Here is an 18,201-nt window from a genome sequence, read left to right on the forward strand (position 1 = left end):
ATTGCATGCCCGTGACGGTTGAAGATTTCATGACGAGAAAGGTCGTGAAGATAGAGGCTTCTAGAACGATTGCGGAGGCGGCCAGATTGATGGCAGAGGAAAAAGTTGGAAGCATCATAGTTTTCCAGGAAGATCGGCCTGTCGGAATTGTCACGGATAGGGACATCGTGGTCAGAGCGGTGGCTCGAGGTTTATCGATGGACGAAAAAGTAGAAAAGATAATGTCCCAGCCGCTGATAACTGTGGAATCTAAAACACCCATAATAGAAGCCATCCAGCTGATGGACAAGCATATGATAAGACGGTTGCCGGTGGTCGAGGAGGGCAAAATAGTTGGAATTTTGACATCGACAGATATTGGCAGGGCATCGAAGATCTTAGCTCCCTTCCTTCTTCCCAGAATTCCGGAGATATATCTAATTCCGCTGAAAGAGGGGTCAAAGCCAGATTGAGGGAATTCTCTTGAGAAGAACGATAGGAAGATTGAGGAAACACTTCGCCCGGCAAGAGAGGATACAGGAAAATGTGCAGAAACTCTCCCGCGAGATAATAAGAAATGCGTCGAGAGCTATTAGCGCTATTCACAGGGGAAATTTCAAGACCGCTAATGCTTTGATCAGAAAAAGCGGTGAAAATCTAAAAAGTTTCGAAGCACTTTTGGATGAAGAGGGTTGGGGAATGTTCTATAATGTCCTCGTTTCAGCTCAGCAGGAGTATGCCGAAGCGGTTATGCTAGCCTCTATCTTGAAAAACGGGACACTTCCGGATCTTGAGAGTCTTGGAGTTTTTCCAAGAGCGTATGCATTCGCCTTGGCAGACGTTGCCGGAGAACTTTACAGGGTTTTTCTCAATGGTGTGAGAAATGGAGATAGGCGTGAGAGCGAAAAAATCTTGGGGGTTATGGAGGAAATTTTTGAGATGTTAATGGAGCTTGATTTCCCACAGTCTGTTTTACCGGGCATGAAACACAAACAGGATCGGGTGAGGAGGATAGTAGAACAGGCTAGGAGGGATTTTACTCTGGCCTTCATGGAGGGTGGTTAGTTTGCCGTTTGATGTCGGAAAGTTGCGTGAACTTGCGGAGAAGGATTTCAGGAAGGCTTGGGAAGAAAGCGCGAACCTTGTCAGGAAATCGGGCAGGGTTTTCGAGCTCCAACCTAGCGGAAAGCCAAACCCACTCTTCGAACTTGTACAAAGATTCAGACAGGCTCTGATTAGACTTGGTTTCAGGGAGATGATTGTCCCGATTATCGTCGACAAGCGTGAGGTCTATAAGCAATACGGATCGGAGGCGCCGATAATATTGGACAGGGTTTTCTTCCTCGCAACGCTTGAGCGTCCTGACATTGGAATCGGGAAGAAAAAGATAGAGGAGATAAGGAGCTTTCTTCCATCGTTCAACAAGGTTGAGAAGCTTCAGGAAATTTTTAGGAGGTATAAGCTGGGGGAGATTCCTGCGGACGACCTGATAGAAACGATTTCGAGCGAGCTTTCGATTTCCGATGCGGAGGCGGAGAAAATTTTATCACTCTTTTCTGAGCTGAGAGATCTTAAACCTGTTCCTGGCGATCTCACGCTGCGCTCGCATACGACGGCCGGCTGGTTCGGGATACTCGCAGAGCTCTACCGGAGAGAGTCTCTTCCAATCCAGCTCTTTCACGTCGGGCCAAAGTTCAGGAGAGAACAAAGACTCGATGAAACGCATCTGTATGAGTCTTGGACGGCGTCAGTTGTCGTGATGGCGAAGGAGATAACGCTGGAAGATGGAATGGAGATAACAAGGAGAATCTTTGCCGAAGTTGGGTATCCGCGTGTTGAGATGAAGATCAAAAAGTCGACTTCGCGTTATTACGCTCCCGGGACGGAATTCGAAGTCTTCCTAGAACATAAGTCTGGTCCTGTTGAGGTTGGGGATGGAGGGCTTTACAGTCCGGTTGCTCTGGCGAACTACGGGATACCGTATCCGGTTTTCAATTTGGGAATCGGGCTTGAACGTCTTCTCATGATCGAGACGGGGGAAACGGATATACGCAGGCTGGTTTATCCGTATCTCTACACACCTGTTGTTCTTTCCGATGAAGAGATAGCGAAGATGATTCACATGGTGGAGATTCCTAAAACAGAGGTCGGGAGAAAGATCGCCGAAAATTTGTTTGAGATAGCGAAAAAATATGCCGATGCTCCCAGTCCGTGCGGATTTCTTGTCTTCGAGGGTGAAATCGGCGGGAGACGGGTGAGCGTTAAGCTTGTGGAACCGGAGGAGAATAAAAAGCTCGTGGGACCCGCAGGTTTTAACGAAATCTTTGTTTATGACGGAAACATCATAGCGGTTCCGCCAACTGGCTGGGAGGAAAAAGAATTCGTCAGAGTAGTCAGGGAGAAGGGGATCTCGACTGGGATAAAGTTCATGTCGGCTTTTGCAAACTTGGTCGGAAGGAGAGCGGAGGAAGCCGTTGAGAGTGGGGAGAAAATGGTGGAGGTTCAGATTAAAAATGTGAAGCTGCCATCGGACATAAATTTGGAGATAGAAGAGCCCGCGAGGAACTTTATAACATCGAACAAGAAGAGGGTGGATGTTCGCGGTCCCTTCTTCACAACGGCCGTGATAGAGGTGGAGTGATGATTTCTGAGAGGGAGTTCCGCGCCTGTATTGTCGAACTTGTAAAAAAAGCTGAAACTAGAGCCCCTCAAGACGTGCGGAAAGCTCTTCAGAGGTGTGTGAGGATCGAGCGTTCAAGGGTTGCGAGGCTGCAGCTCGAGATGATGCTGGAGAATCTAAAGCTGGCTGAAAAGAAGGAAGCACCAATATGTCAGGATACTGGAGTTCTCTCCTTTTTCGTTCGTGTTGGGGAGAGGCTTGATTTTGATGTTGCTCGTTCAATCGGTGCAGCGGTTCTAGAGGCGGAGGAAAAGGTACCTCTGAGGATGAGTGCCGTGGATCCGCTGAGCCGTGTGGCGATTTCTGGAGGTGTGTGGTCTGTCAACATAGAACCAGCAGATGAGGGGCTTGAAGTGGCTTTGCTTGTTAAGGGTGCCGGAACGGAGAACTTTTCAAAACTTTTCATGTTTTCACCATCGAATGGCTTGGAAAAGGTAGAGGCGCAACTTTTGGAAGTCTTGCGGGAGGCTGGTGGTAAAATCTGTCCTCCCGTTATCGTTGGTGTCGGAATCGGGGGTGATGCTTCTCGCGCGATCCTGTTATCGAGACGAGCGCTCCTCAGGCGGTTGGATGTGAGAAATCCGGATCGAAGACTTGCGAAGTTGGAAAGATCGTTAACTGAAAGGACGAACTTGTTGAGAATTGGTCCGATGGGTCTTGGTGGAGTTTGTACTGTTCTCGGTGTGAAGATCGAAACCGCTCCGACTCACACGGCATGTTTTCCTATTGCGTTTTCCTTCCAGTGCTGGCCGGGGAGAAGGGGACTGGCTAGGCTTGTTGACGGAAGGATGGAGGTGATAGAGCCTTGAAAATCCTTCATCCTCCGGTAACTCTAAGAGATATATCCAAGCTTCGTGCTGGAGATCTCGTGAAAATTTCTGGGAGAATTTTCACGGCGAGAGACAAGGCATATGTGAGGGTCGTTCAATCGGGTAAGGCGCCTGTTGACATGAGAGGGGGCGTGGTGTATCATTGTGGTCCGCTTGTTGTCAGACATGAGGAAAAATATGAGGTTATCTCCGCAGGGCCGACAACGAGTTCTAGGATGGACGAAATTCAGGAAAGGTTTCTGCGAATCACCGGAGTAAAGGTTTTGATTGGCAAGGGAGGTGTTGGGGAAAAAATTGCCGCCAGACTTCCCGAGCTTGGATGTGTTTATCTCTCATTTCCAGGGGGCGCCGGGGTGCTTGCTGCCGGATTTGTTGAAGAGGTCGAGGAGGTAATCTGGGAAGATCTGGGGCCAGCCGAGGCCATTTGGGTCTTAAGAGTCAAGGATTTTCCTTGTGTAGTAGCTATAGACATACACGGCAAAAATCTCTACACTGGGAGAATGAAAAGAAAATAAAAAAGAAAAAAAGGCTAGAGGGCCGGTTTTAAATCGACCCTCAGGCTCTCCTGAAGATAGCGATTGCGGCCAGGATCAGTGCGATGATGACGATGACGATTGCGTAAGTTGCCCATGGTGTAACAGTCTTTGTGATTATAGCAGCGTCGGAGCCGGAGTTGCCTACCAGGTCCGTGGCGGTTATAGTTATCTGGTTCTTACCCTCGGCCAGCGGGATGCTTGCCGTGAACTTGCCTGTAGTTCTGTCAAGGTTCACGGAAGCGCCAGCCGGGCTAACCGTCACGGTGATGTCGTCGTAGGTCTCCCACTCGTCGATTGTGATTGTTCCTTCGATGACGACGGAGCTCTGACCAGTCTTCATGTTCTTATACTTCGCATCGATTGTCACTCTTGGCGCGCTGGCATCGTATAGCAGATAACCGTAGCTAGTGCGGGATGTGCTGACGTTTCCTGCGACGTCGATCGTTTCGGTCAGGACTTCGACGACTTTACCCTGGTATTGGCTGATGTCAATGATGATCGTCCAGCGGTTGTCGCTGCCGGCTGTTGTGGAACCCAGAACAACTCCAGACTGGATGAGTTGGCCGGTTCTGAAGTTGTAGAGGTTGGCTAGCACTCTCACGGTCGCACCAGCCTCCGCGGTTCCGGAGATGGTGTAGGAGAATCTCCTCGACCTCTCCGGGGATTCCTTCGTGGTTCCCACGTACTGTGTGGTCGTGAGAACCGGCGCGGAAGGTGGTGTTATGTCGACCGTGAAGCGCAGGACAACCTTTGTTCTCTGAGCTCCCTTACCGTAGTTCGAGAACATACTGTCTCCGGCAATTGCAACGATCTCGTACGTTCCCTCTGGCAGGCAGATAGTGTTTTCTAGAACGTAGGCTAGGAAGACGTTCGGTACGGCGTTTTCAACGTTCTCCTCAACGGGGTAGATCTTCGGGAGGAGAACGAAGTTGTCTGCTGGCAGAACTCCCTTGTTATCGATAGCTTTCAGGACGACGACATAACCGTTGTCAAGGTTCTCGTTTTCGAAGAGGTCTGGCCAGTTGAGCTTATTCTCTATTCCCAGAACCTCGTCGCTGAAGGTCACTTTGATCACCAAGACGTTTTCGTTGGCGTAACCTCCGTCAGAGATGCTCTCCCCTGAGACGTTCTCTTTTACTTCTACTGTCACATTTGGAGCACGTGTGTCGACGACCAAGTTGTCGATGCTTTCTTCACCGATATTTCCGGCCTTGTCGATTATTCTTGCCGCGATCTTGTGTTTGCCGTCCGGAATAGTAAGCTCAAAGCTTACCAGTCCGGTCCAGTCCGCAACTCCACTGGCGACTACTTCGTTGTCCAATAGGACCTCGAGCTTCAGGCCTTCAGGTGTGTAGCCCGATGGTGTGAACACTAGGTTATCATCGGTATCGGAGAGAGTTACGTTGACCACGTAGTCGTTCTTGTTCTCGATGCCTACGGACAGTCCAATACCAGTCAGACTGGGAGCTATCGGTCTGCGTCTGTCGACGAATATCTTGTCAGCGAAGATGGCAACAGTATTCTCGTTCCCGAGCACATCTTTTGCCTTGTTTACTCTCACGGTTATGTAACCGTCGTTGTCCCAGTAATCCGTGTTCTCGGTTGTGTAGACTCCAGTCCACTCGGTGTTGTCTTCGTTCGGTGTAAGGGTGAGCAGCCTGGGAGCCATTCCGTTCTCCCAGATTTCTACGTTTTCGAAGGTGAACGATTCATTGCCCTTCAGCTTGATTGTCACGTTTTCGCTTCCGCCCACCCAGCTCTTGTCAACCTCGAGGGTGAGCACTGGCGGGTTACTGTCGACCTCAACTGAGGTAGTCCAGTTTCTGGCAAGATTTGTCGTATCCGTTGTTGTCACTGTGAAGTTGTAAAGACCGCTTGAAGTTGCTGACTCTACGGCGATCTTGAAGGTCACGGTTGAGCCGGGAGCGATTTGACCACCGGTCCACTCTACATAGGTTGCCGCACTACTCGCGGACCATCCGCTCGGGATGTTCTCCACGGTTGCGGCGCTAACATCGAGTTCCTGACCCTTTTTTCTTATGACCACTGTGTTGTCTGAGACTCTGATTATTTCGAATGTTGTTGCTCTAGTGAGCTGTACCAAGGTACCAGCGGGTATGACAACTTCGTTGTCAATCAATTGTAGACTGCGCCCGCTGGGCAAGGTCCAGTTCATCACGTTCTGTGGTCTGTCTGTCACCAGAGTCACAGCATTGTCCTTTATGACCGCGGTTATGTCTGTAGCCGGTTTCACTGCGTTGTCGGACAATTTGATGTTCATATCGCCAACAGTTCTAAGCTTTGCATTCTCTGGAAGCATTACGATACTGGGACCGGTTTTGATCGCCAAAATGTCTTGATCCACAACTAGAGCCGTGCCGACGGGGTAACCAAAGCTTACGTCTTTGGCAACCTCAAAGTTTTCCCAGTCAACATTCTCTGTGAAAGTTCCTCCGCTAGCAGCGATTTTGACCTCGACGTCTTCAAGTAACTGCGTCTGTCCAAGTGGAGGCACCCAAACCCACTTGTTCTCCTTCACGATGACCACGGTGTTCTCCGGCAGGAAGATATTGTCGTTCTCGATCAGAAGCACGGTGGTTCCTGCGGGGATGTATACAACGTTATCAGCTGCAACAACGCATACATTGTTCTCCTTTGGAATCCGCACGACCGGGTATGGTTTTGACCATCCAGACGGAATGGTGACTCTCACTTTGCTGATGGCATGCACGCTATCTCCAGAGTTTGTTACTGTGACGTCGAGAATCACGTTTTCTCCGCCACGGACTCTGCTTGGTGTGATCGAGATTGTTGCTGTGTGCGCTGCGCTGGTGAAACTCGTCGAAAGAACCATGGCTATCGGTGTCATTAGCATTGCCGCAATCACTATCATTGCTGTTGTACTCTTCATTTCTTTCACCTCTTTTTTGCGGAATTATCTTTTTCTTACCCTATTTAAAGCTTATCGGAAATTTAAATTTTGCAAATGGTAAGAAAAGCGCTTTATTTTTTTCGACGATTTTTGAAGGAAATTTCGACATTTGACGTATATCTTCAGAACTCGTTCTTACGTGAAAATAGAAGTGGCCACAGAGGCAACCGATAAAAAATAAACTGGAGATTTCTAATGGTGAAAGATTTGCTGGTTGTGGAAGGATCGGCTTCCCCGAAGCTCTCGAAAAGGATTGCGAGACTTTTGGGATGTCCTCTCTTAAGACCCGAGCGCAAGAGGTTTCCCGATGGCGAGCTTTACGTCAGGTTTACACGGGAGGTTGCCGGTGAGCACGTCGTGATCGTCCAATCAACCCCGGAACCGCAGAACGAAAATCTGATGGAACTCTATTTTCTCGCTAAAACCGCTAAGGATCTAGGTGCGTTGGAAGTCACTTTGGTTGTTCCCTATCTCGCCTATGCTAGGCAAGATAAGAGATTCAAACCAGGTGAAGCCGTGACGCTCGATTATGTGGCATCCCTTATTTCGAACTCCGGCGCCGACTCCTTCATAGTGGTTGATATCCATGAACCAGAAACCCTTCCAAGATTTGGCTTGAAGTCTAGGAATCTTACGGCGATGCCACTCTTGGGAGTTTGGCTAAAGAGGCTTCACTTGAGGAAACCATTGGTTGTGGGGGGCGACGAAGGTTCAGAGGAAAGAGCTAGACTAGTCGCAAGAGAGTTCGGCGCAGACTATGACTATCTAGAGAAAAGAAGGCTGACTCCGACGAAGGTTATGATGAGGCCGAAGAGGTTTGAGGTTAGGGGAAGAGATGTTGTGATAATAGACGATATGATAAGCACGGGTGGGACTGTAGCCGAGGCTGCGAGGATTTTGAGGAAATCTGGAGCGAGGAGGATTTTTGCCGCATGTACGCATGCCGTTCTCTGCGGGAATGCTAAGGAAAAACTCAGAAATGCGGGAGTCGCAAGAATCGTAGCGACTGACACGATTGAGCGTAAGGAAAGCGTAGTTTCGGTGGCACCTCTGATTGTTGAGGCGTTGCGCTGATGGCGAGATTTTTCTTTCTTCTTTCTGGGGAGCACTCAAGCCTCCCGGCCGCTGAGGTTGTGGGGGCGTGTGAGGCTCTAGGGCATACTTTTAAACCAGTCGATGTTCTCGATCAAGTTTTGGTTGGGGAAACCTCGGCGGAGCCTGCTGTTCTGGCTGAAAGACTCGCAATGAGCTGGATGATTGGATTCCACCTCTTTACTTCGCCGGCATTCAAGCGGGAAATCTTGGATTCTCTCTTCAGCTCTGACTTCTTGGAGATATTTAATCCGAGGAAGACTTTTGCGATCACCGTGAAGAGGATTAAAAGAAGCGCACAACATCTTCAAACGCCGGAGTTGGAAAAGTGGCTCGCGGAGAAGATTTCGCGGGAGGTAAAATTTAAAACTGATTTGCGAAATCCGGAGTTTGAACTTGTTTTCGTTTTGACTGGGGAGAGTTGTGTTTGCGGAGTGAAAGTAGCGGAGGTTGATAGGAAAAGGTTTACGGCGAGGAGACCATCCAGGAGACCCGCATTTCATCCGAGCACTCTGACACCGGTTTTGGCAAGATGTATGGTTAATCTGGCGAGAACACCTCCGGGTGGGATTTTTCTGGATCCTTTCTGTGGTGTCGGTGGAATTTTGATTGAGGCGGGTCTTGTCGGTGCGATTCCGGTTGGGATTGACATAAAACCAGAGATGGTTGAGGGAGCGAAGAAAAATCTGGAGGCCTTCGGGATCAGGGATTACAGGCTGGAAGTTGGAGACGCGAGAAAGCTGGGTGGAATGGAGGTGGACGCGATAGCGACAGACCCGCCCTACGGGAGGCAAGCCACGACCGCAGGGAGTGAGGTCTGGGATCTCTATCGAGAATCTCTTCACTCGATGACAGAGGTTCTCAAGCCTGGAAGATTTCTCTGTATAACTGCACCGGCAGATATCAGAGAAACTGGAAAGGAGGCGGGCCTCGAAGTGGTCGATTATCACGAGCAGAAGGTTCATCGCAGTCTCATCAGATGTTTTCACGTTTTCAGGAAGCCGGGCAGTTTTTAAGTGCACACGTGGGCTTTAAAAATCGATTATTAACTTCCAAACACGAGAATTATGTGATGACTCTAAGGATAATCTTCTTGGGAACAACCGGCAGCATTCCAACAAAATCTCGCGGAATGCCCTCAATAGCCATAAGGAGAGAGAGCGACTTGCTCCTCTTCGACTGTGGTGAGGGAACGCAGCGCCAGATGCTCCTAGCCCACTTAAGCCCGCTGAAAGTTGGCGCTATCTTCATCACGCATCTTCACGGAGATCATTTTCTTGGTCTTGCTGGTCTCATCCAGACGATGTCCCTTTTCTCAAGAAAAGAGCCACTATCCATCTACTGTCCGCGTGGCGAAGGAGAACGTCTGAAATCCTACATCTTCGCTCCCAGATACGACCTAACGTTCGATTTAGAGATCCGCGAGCTCTCTGACGGGGAAGAGGTCAGGATGTCTGAATACAGAGTAGTCGCGGCGGAGGCCGACCACTCAGTCCCCTCTCTAGCATACGCTCTAGTAGAAAACGACCGCCCAGGAAAGCTCAACGTTGAGAAAGCGATTTCGCTCGGTGTTCGTCCCGGCCCCGGCTTCTCAAGGCTCAAAGCCGGAGAGAGCATCACACTTCCAGACGGAAGAAAAGTCTACCCTAGTGATGTTTTAGGTCCGGCCAGAAGGGGAAGAAAGATAGTTTACACTGGTGACACCATTCCTTCTGAGAAAATAGTCAAGCTTTCGAAAGATGCGGATGTTTTAATTCACGACTGCACGCTCGGCGAAGAATTCTCGGAAAAGGCAAGAGAAGGAGGTCACTCCACCCCTTTAGAGGCGGCCGAAATCGCGAGAGCAGCAAACGTTCGCCTTCTGATTCTCTTCCACATAAGCCCGAGACATGAGGACCCATCCCCTCTGCTCGAGCAAGCCAGAAGGATTTTTCCAAACACGATCATCGCAGAAGACCTGATGGAACTCGAGATTCCCTATCCCGAAGAATGAGGGCTCAGTCTGGAGGATTCGATCATCAAATCTCCTAACCCTCTTTTCCTCATCGCCCATATTTCTTCTTCAGCGGACGATAAAAGCGATTCGCTCCGCCCGATTTCCTTCCCCACGTAGAAGAAAATCAAAGTCCCTCAAACTTCAAACTCACGCCAGGAACTCCGTACATCCGCGAGAGCTCGACAAGCAATGCGACAGTAACTTCAACTAACCTGCTGTTCTTTAGCGGCCCACCGTCAATCGCTCTCATCCCAGGGATGTGATTTATAAGCCTGATAACTCTCTTCTTGGCTTCCAGGTCATCCCCACAGATCACGACGTCACACGGAACCGGCGATCCGATATCTTGAAGCATCTTCGCTCCGACCGTGTGGAAGGCCGAAACGACTCTCGCCTCCGGCAGCAACTTCGCAACTTCTTCCGCGGCAGATCCACTTTCCGGCCTGATGTACTCTATATCTCCTCCTTCAAACTTCAGAGGAACGATGACGCTTAGAACAATCTTCCCACGAACTTCTGGTCTTATCTCCTCCGCAATCTCGGAGAGAGCCGCGAACGGCACGCTTAACACTACAATTTCCGCAAGTCTGGCAGCTTCACTATTTCTACCCCATCCGATTTCCCGCCCGGTAAGCCTAGAAAGCTCCTCAGCAACCTTCTTCGCCTTCTCCGGCGAGCGCGAGCCTATGATCACTTTCTCCTCTCCGAGCACCCATCTCGCCACAAGACCTCTGCCCAAGTCTCCAGTTCCGCCTATCACGGCAATCGTTTGCATCGCTAAAACCTCAGCTAGAAATCTCTATTTAACTTCACGGGTCAAGCAGATAATCGATCTCATAAAGTGGTACCCCATTCTTCGTTTTCGGGGCGAGATAATCGATCATTCTTTTCAAATCTTCCGCCCAAATCTTCACAACAATCGGCCCCATCGGCGATTCCCCATTCGTAAAACTCACCTTTCCAACGAAGGCGGCTTGTTTGTTTAGACGAAAACACATCGAATTTTCATCCGAAACTCCCGCGTTCATCACGGACCTCGCCGCATCCAGAATCGCCTGCTTTCTGAGAAGCTCCCTGAATCGCGAAAGTAACATGACATCACTCCCCTCACCGCAAATAACATCCTTTTTGATGTCCAGCTGCAATCCCGGGAAGATATTCAGGATGGCTTTTTTGACTTTTTCCGGGTCTTCAGTCTTCCTCACTTCAGCCTCTACCTCAAGCTTCACCAATAATCCTCCTATAGAGCTCTTCCGCCTTTTCCTTAAGTTCTTCCAGCGTCCCTTCGTTCACGATGAAAACGTCCGCCAGCGCAATGGCTTCCGCTAATCCCCATCCAAGCTCTCTCTCATCTTTCTCAACGAACTCAGCAAAGCTTCCAGCATCGTCTTCTCTCCTCCTTCCTGTTATTCTCTCAAACCTTGCCTTGGCTGGTGCCAGAACGGCGCAGAGAATAAATCTCTCCCCGAAGGCCCGTCGAAACTCCTCAACTTCTGCCAATCCTCTTATTCCGTCAACGACAACGGCTCTGCTGCTCTTCCCAGCGCTTTCTATTTTTGGTATGTTTAACTTCGCGATGATGCTCATCCCATGCTTTTTTCTCAATTCGTCCGCCATCTCGCCTACACTCTTCTCATTTACTTCCAAACCTCTTCGCTTGACCTCTTCGACTACAACATCCCCCATTCTGATGCAAGGAATGCCAAATTTTGAAAAAACTTTGGCTATCTCGGTCTTCCCAGCCGCCTGAAGTCCGACAAGCCCGATGACCTTGAAGTCCCTCACAGTTCAATCACGATCAGCGTGGTTGTGTTTGTTACGCCGGGAGCTCCTCTGATTTCTCCAAAGATTATCTTCGTCAGCTTCTCCAAGGAATCGACTTCTATCTGTGCAACAATGTCGTACGGACCAGCAACGGTTTCCGCGAGTTTTACTCCGTCGATGCTTTTTATTTTCCTATAAACCTCAGCCGTTCTCCCAGGCTCGGTAGAAATCAAACTGTACGCTCTAACCATTTCCGTTTCACCTCATCAAAATAGATACTTGGAATATAAAAAAGGAACGTTTGCTGTCATCTCATCCTCGCATCGAGAAATCTCCTAGCCTCTTCAACTATTTTATTCTTCAAATCCTCGAGCTCCTCCAAACTTCTGCCCTCTATGACGACTCTCGCTTTTGGTTCAGTCCCGGAAACTCTCACTAGGACCCAACTTCCGTTTTTTCTTTCAATGCGCACACCGTCAATATCAATTATCTTCTCTACATCTCCGATCTCTTTCAAAACATGCCTCTTCATGTGTTCCATGAAGTAGGGCTTCATCTCGTCCCGACAGTGGAAATCTTCATGATACATGGGATAGTCCGGAACGCTTTCCTTGAAAATACGTGAAATCGGTTTTCTTTCTTTGGAAATCAATTCGACGACTTTGGCTGCCGAAAAAATCCCGTCCGCCCACATCCCATGCTCAAGGAACACGAGCTTCCCCGGTTCCCCAGCGAAGCAAGCCTGGTGTTCGATCAATCCTTCCGTAAACGCGCCAAGCGGAACTCTGATGACCTTCCCACCCATCCGTTGGACAACTTCTTCGATCGATTTAGAAGTGTTTACACTTGTGATTACTATCCCACCACCTCTTTCTCTTACAATCTTCTGCGCAAAGAAAGCAATTAACGTATCATGCTTGATGAAATCTCCATTCTCATCGATAACGGCCAATCTATCAGCATCTCCATCGTGTGCTATTCCAAGATCTGCGCCCACCTTCTTGACGACCGCCATCAGCTCTCCAAGGTTCCACGGCTGAGGCTCTGCAGGTCTGCCCGGGAAGTGACCATCTGGATGAGAGTTTATAGTTACGACCTCACACCCAAGTCTCCTAAGAAGGACAGGGGTGATCCCTGATGCTGCTCCATTTGCCGGATCCACAACCACCTTCACACTCCCATCGACCTTTACTTTCTTCTCGATATCCGTGATGTATTCTTCAGTGATGTCGATCTTGTGGACGCTTCCAACATTCATCCACTCCACCATTTTTGGTTGAACATCTAGGACGAGCCTTTCAAGCTCGACTTCCCTCTCGCTTGTGAATTCAGACCCATTCTCGGTGTAGAACGTCAGACCGTTGTCCGTCGGCGGATTATGGGAGGCTGTTATCATCGTGCCAGCCGACGCCCCAAGCTTCTTCGTCGCGAAAGCCAAGCATGGCGAGGGAACAATTCCAACATCAAGCACATCGGATCCGCCAGCCATCAATCCCGCCGAAAACGCTGAAAAAAGCATCTCCCCAGTAACCCTCGTGTCCCTTCCGACCACAACCTCGCCACCGCCGGTCAACTCGGCGAGCGCAAGTCCTAATTTGAAAGTAAGCTCCGGTGAAACCTTGACATGAACTGGTCCTCTTATCCCTCTGGTTCCAAAGAGCCTTTTTTTCATCGTATCAAACTCCCCTCCACATATCTTAAATCTGGAAGTTTTCCGAGATTTTTGGGAGAATGACGGTGAAACCCATTAGAATCTGTGTGATTGGCTTGCAGGGCGCAGTTGAGGAGCACATCGAAATGACGAAGAAAACCATGCAGAAGATGGGAATAGAAGGTGAAGTCATCTGGGCACGCAACGTAGAAGATCTCCTCGATTGCTCGGGTATAATCATCCCTGGTGGCGAAAGCACAACGATAGGCAAACTCATGCAAACTTCCCAAATGTTTGAAACGGTCAGGAAACTCGGGTTGTCTGGGACTCCAGTCTTTGGGACGTGTGCTGGGATGATCATTTTGGCGAAAAAGGGGGATGAGCAGGTGGAAAGAACCGGTCAGCCCCTCTTAGGTCTTATGGATATGGAGGTTGTGCGAAACGCATTCGGCAGACAGAGAGAATCCTTTGAAGCCGACATAGAAATCCCGATCATCGAGGGTGGACTCTTCAGGGCGGTTTTCATAAGGGCTCCGGCTGTCAAAAGAGTCTGGGGAGACGCCAGAGTTATCGCAGAGTTTGGCGGAAGGATTGTAGGAGTTTTGCAGAAGAACTTTCTCGCCCTCGCTTTTCATCCCGAGTTAACGGACGACACCAGACTACACGAATTTTTCTTGAAGATGTGTCTAAAGCCCCCAGCTTAGCTTCTTCTCGGGAACGATTTTCAAGATGGGGGCTTCTCCCTCATCCCACGGATCGTCCCTCGCCCATTTGAACCTCTTGTAAAACATCTCACGGATTTTTCTGAATTCCTCTCCCCTTTCCAAAATCTCCACTTTCCCCTGTATGACGATTGCTCTGTGTGGTTTGTAGGTGTCTACAACCAAAGCTGCATAAGGGTTCTCTTTCACATTCTTGTATTTCTTTGTGTTGTAATCGGTGGCTATGTAGATAAAATTGTCATGAAAGATGTAGCAAACCGGAACAACATGTGGTCTTCCATTTTTATCGGTTGTCGCGAACCTACAGACCTCGCCCTTCTCGAGGAAATCGATTTCCTTCTTTGTGAATTTCATCAATAAAAATTTACCCACGATTCATATAAACAAATCAGAACGAAATACCTATCTCCTTGAAAAAATTTGGAATTCCCCATTTTTGCAGATGCTCAGTCATTGCGCGGTCGATAGTTGCAATATACACCTTCACACCCTCTTGGGCAAGTCTGCGGGTGCAGACAATCAGAGCAGAGTCGATTGAGTAAAAGCTGTCAAATTTTTTGATTACTTCATGCTTGTGCGGAATCATGTCTATTGTTCTCGCCGCCGCCCGCAATCCTCTGATATCGGTTTTCACGAGAAAAACATTTTTCTGCTTTAGACTTTTCTTCATCGTTTTTTCTCCAAAAATTTTTTTCTCCTCTATCTCTGCTTCGTTAAGAATAAAATCGAAAACAACCACAGATGTTTCTATCTTTGGATCCATCAGTTTATTCAGTCTCTCCGTGATGGTTGTTTTTTTTTGAAAATTGAGATGTGTTCCATCATTTGTGGTCGGAATAGCAGGAAAAGTGCGCAGGAGTCCAAAATTACAAGTGGCTTATTGGACCGCAAGGTTTCAGGAACAGGAAGTTCAGGAGACCAGTATAATCTTTTCAAGCTTCACCAGAACTATTTGATTTCTCGGTAAATTAAGAAATTTTGCCTATAACCTCCTCTCTCTACTAGACTCGTGGTTTGCCTTGGAGGTTCCCGGAAAAGAAGTTACCAGCCTTCCTCGTCGTAGTACCACTCCATACCCTCGTCTTCTTCTGGTATCTCTTCCTCCGGAAACTCCTCTAGGAGCTTTTCGGCTTCCTCCTCTTCCAGGACCTCCTCCTCTTTTTTGATTTTCTTTTTCTTCTTACCGCATTTCCTTTTGGGCATCGAAAAATACTCGATTCTTGCACGCTTATAAAAGCATTTCTCACGGGTCATCCATCCAACTTCTAACACGCACAAAGTCGATCATTAAATAAGTCGTGTCATTATCGTTTTCTTTCTGTACATATCTCAATCTTACCTCGCCTCCTTGGAGATATGGCGTGTCAGTAAGCTTGAAATAGTAATTTTCAAGGGTGCGGGCCCGCAGAATGTCTATCTCTTCCCATATACCAGACGAAAAATTATAGAGGTAGAGGGAAACATTCTCTGAATCTCCGGTTATGTGATATTCAATTTGAAGCATATGGTTATCGGCAGTAGGAATTCCTGTGATTCTTTGCTCGACGTCAAGTCGATATGCTAGCTTTTTTTCGTCAAATTGCGAAAATTCTTCAAAAATTGCATGGTGCGGCCGGCGAGCATTGGATACTTTCGAAAGTATTGGAAAAAAGGGAAGCGAAGATGAAGATTAATTAGCCTCTTGGATGCTCCTGCTTTACCTATTCTTTTCAACGTTTGAGAATAAAAACGGGGCAGGTTCAGCTTGCAGAAAACTCTTGGCTGAAGTTTGGATACGATCCCCAGAATAATAGATTAGATTAATATATCCACAACCAAAGTTTTCACTCGGAAAGTAAAATGTGTGAACTGTTGGGGATGATATTCAATCAGCCAGTCAGGCCCAATTTATCATTTAGAGGGTTCCGGCTTAGGGGGGAGAAAAATCGAGACGGTTGGGGAATTGCCTATTATCCGGATGAGTCAGTCCAGGTAATCAAAGAACCAATACGGGCAGGCGAAAGTTTATTGTCCGAATTTATAAAAGACTACCCGGAAATAAGGTCCAAAATAATAATTGCCCACGTGAGGTGTACAAGCGGCTCACCTGTGACCCACAAAAACACGCATCCCTTCCAGAGGGAATTGGGGGGTAAAGAATTCGTTTTCGCCCATAATGGAACACTTCATAACTACCGGGCGCTGAAAATCGGAAGATTCAGACCGGTGGGGGAGACCGATTCGGAGCACGCATTTTGCCATATTCTTGCTTCATTAGAGAGCGAAATTGAAGAGGGGAGCCTCGACATCAACAATTGGTCCAAGGGAAATTTCAGATGGTTGCATGACAAACTTAGAGAAATCAACAGTTACGGGGATTTCAACTGTCTAATGTCTGATGGAGAATATCTCTTTTGCTATCATGATATGAGTGGATACAGCGGGCTCTGTTTCGTCCGACGCAAGGCCCCTTTCTGTACGGTTCGTCTGCGAGATGAGGATTTTGAAGTAAATCTTGATGCAGAAAAAGACCCATCTCAGAGGGGGTTTATCATAGCGTCGAGAGAGCTGACCTACGAGCGATGGAAGAAATTTGAGCGTGGAGAGCTAATCGTCTTTAGGAACGGTGATATGGTCTTTTCAAGCGCTAGTCGTGGCATGAGCTAAACGCCATTAAAAACGAATCAAAGCTTGGTTATCCCGTCGGAACCCAAGTGTGTTAGTTCCCTTTCATCCTGAGGTCTTCTCCATCCTTCCTGCAGCCTCTGTGACTTTTCCATTTTAAAAGTATGTTTTGATCACTTCCATCAATGGATACTAAATCTCAGAGAATACGATCTCAATGCTGAGATAGCCATTGGGGGGAAAGCTGATGGTTAGCTAATTTCATTTTTGTTTCCAAAACTTAAAGAGCTGATTGATAGATGGGAAAAAAGGTCAAATTGAATTAGTTTATAATTTTGAAGCTCTAACACTTTGCAATACTGTTAAGGATGTTGTCTTAAGGAGCAACCTTTATCCAAATTTGAATCTTACCGCCACCGTGACAAACTTCAAATTCCGAACAGAAATCCTTGTAACCCAAATGATTAGGTTGGAGAAGGGTTAAGGCAATCCTGGAGGGTTTGGAAATGAACCCACTAAGTTGAAATTGAATGATGCGGCCGGCGGGATTCGAACCCGCGTCACGGGCCCGGGGAGCCCGGGTCTTAGACCAGGCTAGACCACGGCCGCCAAATTTCAATCATCCTCGATAATCTAAAGTCTTTCGCGCGCAACCTCTGCAAGTTCAGTCTTCGTTAGCAGGCCTACTAGCTCCTCAGCCGGATTCACGACCGGCAATCCAGAAATTCTCTCCGCCAACATCAGCCTAGCAGCTTCCGCCAGAGTCCAGTCTGTTCTAGCCACCTTCGGCGGACTCATCACCTCACCAGCAGTCATTGTTCTCACCCTATCAGCTTCTATTTGGACGGTTTTCTCTACGATATCTATCAGAACGATATTTCCGACTAGATTCTCCCTCTCCATCACCGGAAGTACCACCAAATCTTCTTCCACCATGGTCTTCCTGCATTGGGGGAGTTTTTCCGCCAATCCGACTGTTCTGGGTCCAGACTGCATAACTTCTCCGACAAAAACGTCATCAAAATCGAGGCAAACTTTCGCAAAGTCCAGTTTTGTTATTATTCCGATTCCCTTAGATCCCTCGACAACTGGCAGACATCCGATGTTTCTCTCCAACATTATCTCCGCAGCTCTCTTCGCCGTAACGTTAGGGTCAACTGTTATGGGATTTTTAGTCATGATATCTCCAACTTGGATCGGTCCCAGAGTACCTTTTCGCGGGATTTCGATTCTCGCGATGTCTTTTTCCGTCAGCACACCCACGAGTTTTTCTCCCTCCACAACAACAAGTCTGGATATTTTTCTCTCTTTCATGATTCTGACAGCCTCCCCAAGAGAAACACGAGGGTCGATCGTCAGAAGCGGAGAACTCATGATGTCTTTAACTCTCATTTCTCATCCTCCGAGGAGAAGAC

Annotated in this window: 21 protein-coding genes and 1 tRNA gene; 10 read left to right on the forward strand and 12 right to left on the reverse strand. The window is 48.2% G+C overall.

All coding sequences use genetic code 11. The features are described 5' to 3' along the window. Positions 1-5: 5 nt before the first annotated feature. Genes QXF64_01165 through QXF64_01185 form a run of 5 tightly spaced genes read left to right on the forward strand, consistent with a single transcriptional unit; the run spans position 6 to position 4,004 of the window. Entirely contained in the window at positions 6-452 is a 447-nt protein-coding gene (locus tag QXF64_01165) for a CBS domain-containing protein (GenBank protein ID MEM1689104.1), read from the forward strand. 10 nt (positions 453-462) lie between these two features. Continuing rightward, a complete protein-coding gene (locus QXF64_01170) occupies positions 463-1,044 on the forward strand; it encodes a hypothetical protein (GenBank protein MEM1689105.1) in 582 nt (193 codons plus the stop codon). 1 nt (position 1,045) lies between these two features. Further along, the gene (sepS, locus tag QXF64_01175) at positions 1,046-2,620 is read left to right on the forward strand and encodes an O-phosphoserine--tRNA ligase (protein MEM1689106.1); all 1,575 of its coding nucleotides are present in this window, start codon (positions 1,046-1,048) and stop codon (positions 2,618-2,620) included. Next, positions 2,620-3,468: a fumarate hydratase gene (locus QXF64_01180; GenBank protein MEM1689107.1), complete on the forward strand. Its 849-nt coding sequence runs from the start codon at positions 2,620-2,622 to the stop codon at positions 3,466-3,468. The genes sepS and QXF64_01180 overlap by 1 nt, the downstream gene beginning before the upstream one ends. Continuing rightward, positions 3,465-4,004: a FumA C-terminus/TtdB family hydratase beta subunit gene (locus QXF64_01185; protein MEM1689108.1), complete on the forward strand. Its 540-nt coding sequence runs from the start codon at positions 3,465-3,467 to the stop codon at positions 4,002-4,004. Before QXF64_01180 ends, QXF64_01185 begins: the two co-directional genes overlap by 4 nt. Positions 4,005-4,044: 40 nt before the next feature. Here QXF64_01185 and QXF64_01190 read toward each other — a convergent pair whose 3' ends face one another. After that, a complete protein-coding gene (locus tag QXF64_01190; protein ID MEM1689109.1) occupies positions 4,045-6,936 on the reverse strand; it encodes a hypothetical protein in 2,892 nt (963 codons plus the stop codon). A gap of 216 nt (positions 6,937-7,152) precedes the next feature. Here QXF64_01190 and QXF64_01195 point away from each other — a divergent pair, with 216 nt between their 5' ends. From QXF64_01195 to rnz, 3 genes are read left to right on the forward strand one after another with little or no spacing between them, the layout of a single operon-like run. Next, positions 7,153-8,031 carry a ribose-phosphate diphosphokinase gene (locus QXF64_01195; protein MEM1689110.1) on the forward strand — a complete coding sequence of 293 codons (879 nt, stop codon included), beginning with the start codon at positions 7,153-7,155 and terminating at the stop codon, positions 8,029-8,031. Further along, positions 8,031-9,065 (forward strand): methyltransferase domain-containing protein, encoded by a 1,035-nt coding sequence (locus tag QXF64_01200; GenBank protein ID MEM1689111.1) that lies wholly within the window; start codon positions 8,031-8,033, stop codon positions 9,063-9,065. The genes QXF64_01195 and QXF64_01200 overlap by 1 nt, the downstream gene beginning before the upstream one ends. Before the next feature lie 56 nt (positions 9,066-9,121). Further along, positions 9,122-10,042 (forward strand): ribonuclease Z, encoded by a 921-nt coding sequence (gene rnz / locus QXF64_01205; protein ID MEM1689112.1) that lies wholly within the window; start codon positions 9,122-9,124, stop codon positions 10,040-10,042. 127 nt (positions 10,043-10,169) lie between these two features. Here rnz and npdG read toward each other — a convergent pair whose 3' ends face one another. Genes npdG through glmM form a run of 5 tightly spaced genes read right to left on the reverse strand, consistent with a single transcriptional unit; the run spans position 10,170 to position 13,481 of the window. Beyond that, positions 10,170-10,820, reverse strand: a complete 651-nt coding sequence (gene npdG / locus QXF64_01210; protein MEM1689113.1) for an NADPH-dependent F420 reductase — start codon at positions 10,818-10,820, stop codon at positions 10,170-10,172. Between the two features lie 34 nt (positions 10,821-10,854). Next, positions 10,855-11,274, reverse strand: coding sequence for an RNA-binding domain-containing protein (locus tag QXF64_01215; protein ID MEM1689114.1), 420 nt, complete (start codon positions 11,272-11,274; stop codon positions 10,855-10,857). Then, on the reverse strand, positions 11,264-11,830 hold the full coding sequence (locus QXF64_01220; protein ID MEM1689115.1) for an AAA family ATPase: 567 nt from the start codon (positions 11,828-11,830) through the stop codon (positions 11,264-11,266). The genes QXF64_01215 and QXF64_01220 overlap by 11 nt, the downstream gene beginning before the upstream one ends. After that, positions 11,827-12,060, reverse strand: a complete 234-nt coding sequence (locus QXF64_01225) for an Lrp/AsnC ligand binding domain-containing protein (GenBank protein MEM1689116.1) — start codon at positions 12,058-12,060, stop codon at positions 11,827-11,829. The genes QXF64_01220 and QXF64_01225 overlap by 4 nt, the downstream gene beginning before the upstream one ends. Positions 12,061-12,116: 56 nt before the next feature. Continuing rightward, positions 12,117-13,481: a phosphoglucosamine mutase gene (gene glmM / locus QXF64_01230; protein MEM1689117.1), complete on the reverse strand. Its 1,365-nt coding sequence runs from the start codon at positions 13,479-13,481 to the stop codon at positions 12,117-12,119. Positions 13,482-13,546: 65 nt separating this feature from the next. Between glmM and pdxT the strand changes: the two genes are divergently transcribed. Then, complete coding sequence (gene pdxT / locus QXF64_01235; protein ID MEM1689118.1) at positions 13,547-14,164, forward strand: pyridoxal 5'-phosphate synthase glutaminase subunit PdxT; 618 nt, start codon at positions 13,547-13,549, stop codon at positions 14,162-14,164. Here pdxT and QXF64_01240 read toward each other — a convergent pair. From QXF64_01240 to QXF64_01255, 4 genes are all read right to left on the reverse strand, one after another. Beyond that, complete coding sequence (locus QXF64_01240; protein MEM1689119.1) at positions 14,147-14,536, reverse strand: pyridoxamine 5'-phosphate oxidase family protein; 390 nt, start codon at positions 14,534-14,536, stop codon at positions 14,147-14,149. The genes pdxT and QXF64_01240 overlap by 18 nt on opposite strands. A gap of 34 nt (positions 14,537-14,570) precedes the next feature. Then, positions 14,571-14,945: a hypothetical protein gene (locus QXF64_01245; protein ID MEM1689120.1), complete on the reverse strand. Its 375-nt coding sequence runs from the start codon at positions 14,943-14,945 to the stop codon at positions 14,571-14,573. Between the two features lie 278 nt (positions 14,946-15,223). Beyond that, positions 15,224-15,385, reverse strand: coding sequence for a hypothetical protein (locus QXF64_01250; protein ID MEM1689121.1), 162 nt, complete (start codon positions 15,383-15,385; stop codon positions 15,224-15,226). A 40-nt stretch (positions 15,386-15,425) separates the two neighbouring features. Continuing rightward, on the reverse strand, positions 15,426-15,686 hold the full coding sequence (locus tag QXF64_01255; protein MEM1689122.1) for a hypothetical protein: 261 nt from the start codon (positions 15,684-15,686) through the stop codon (positions 15,426-15,428). Between the two features lie 335 nt (positions 15,687-16,021). Between QXF64_01255 and QXF64_01260 the strand changes: the two genes are divergently transcribed. Next, on the forward strand, positions 16,022-16,828 hold the full coding sequence (locus tag QXF64_01260) for a class II glutamine amidotransferase (protein MEM1689123.1): 807 nt from the start codon (positions 16,022-16,024) through the stop codon (positions 16,826-16,828). A 492-nt stretch (positions 16,829-17,320) separates the two neighbouring features. Here the strand turns inward: QXF64_01260 and QXF64_01265 are convergent. Both QXF64_01265 and QXF64_01270 read right to left on the reverse strand, forming a co-directional pair. Continuing rightward, positions 17,321-17,395: transfer RNA gene (locus tag QXF64_01265), tRNA-Gly, on the reverse strand. A 24-nt stretch (positions 17,396-17,419) separates the two neighbouring features. Next, complete coding sequence (locus tag QXF64_01270) at positions 17,420-18,178, reverse strand: CBS domain-containing protein (GenBank protein ID MEM1689124.1); 759 nt, start codon at positions 18,176-18,178, stop codon at positions 17,420-17,422. Positions 18,179-18,201 lie beyond the last annotated feature (23 nt).

The organism is Candidatus Hadarchaeales archaeon (genome assembly GCA_038823825.1).
Classification (GTDB): domain Archaea; phylum Hadarchaeota; class Hadarchaeia; order Hadarchaeales; family Hadarchaeaceae; genus JAVZGN01.

What these genes read in the sequence shown, in the direction of transcription:
- QXF64_01165 (MEM1689104.1), top strand. Translation starts at nt 6, where the DNA reads ATGCCCGTGACGGTTGAAGATTTCATGACGAGAAAGGTCGTGAAGATA.
- QXF64_01180 (MEM1689107.1), top strand. Translation starts at nt 2,620, where the DNA reads ATGATTTCTGAGAGGGAGTTCCGCGCCTGTATTGTCGAACTTGTAAAA.
- QXF64_01190 (MEM1689109.1), bottom strand. Translation starts at nt 6,936, where the DNA reads ATGAAGAGTACAACAGCAATGATAGTGATTGCGGCAATGCTAATGACA.
- QXF64_01195 (MEM1689110.1), top strand. Translation starts at nt 7,153, where the DNA reads ATGGTGAAAGATTTGCTGGTTGTGGAAGGATCGGCTTCCCCGAAGCTC.
- QXF64_01200 (MEM1689111.1), top strand. Translation starts at nt 8,031, where the DNA reads ATGGCGAGATTTTTCTTTCTTCTTTCTGGGGAGCACTCAAGCCTCCCG.
- rnz (MEM1689112.1), top strand. Translation starts at nt 9,122, where the DNA reads ATGACTCTAAGGATAATCTTCTTGGGAACAACCGGCAGCATTCCAACA.
- npdG (MEM1689113.1), bottom strand. Translation starts at nt 10,820, where the DNA reads ATGCAAACGATTGCCGTGATAGGCGGAACTGGAGACTTGGGCAGAGGT.
- QXF64_01225 (MEM1689116.1), bottom strand. Translation starts at nt 12,060, where the DNA reads ATGGTTAGAGCGTACAGTTTGATTTCTACCGAGCCTGGGAGAACGGCT.
- glmM (MEM1689117.1), bottom strand. Translation starts at nt 13,481, where the DNA reads ATGAAAAAAAGGCTCTTTGGAACCAGAGGGATAAGAGGACCAGTTCAT.
- QXF64_01240 (MEM1689119.1), bottom strand. Translation starts at nt 14,536, where the DNA reads ATGAAATTCACAAAGAAGGAAATCGATTTCCTCGAGAAGGGCGAGGTC.
- QXF64_01245 (MEM1689120.1), bottom strand. Translation starts at nt 14,945, where the DNA reads ATGGATCCAAAGATAGAAACATCTGTGGTTGTTTTCGATTTTATTCTT.
- QXF64_01250 (MEM1689121.1), bottom strand. Translation starts at nt 15,385, where the DNA reads ATGCCCAAAAGGAAATGCGGTAAGAAGAAAAAGAAAATCAAAAAAGAG.
- QXF64_01255 (MEM1689122.1), bottom strand. Translation starts at nt 15,686, where the DNA reads ATGCTTCAAATTGAATATCACATAACCGGAGATTCAGAGAATGTTTCC.
- QXF64_01260 (MEM1689123.1), top strand. Translation starts at nt 16,022, where the DNA reads ATGTGTGAACTGTTGGGGATGATATTCAATCAGCCAGTCAGGCCCAAT.
- QXF64_01270 (MEM1689124.1), bottom strand. Translation starts at nt 18,178, where the DNA reads ATGAGAGTTAAAGACATCATGAGTTCTCCGCTTCTGACGATCGACCCT.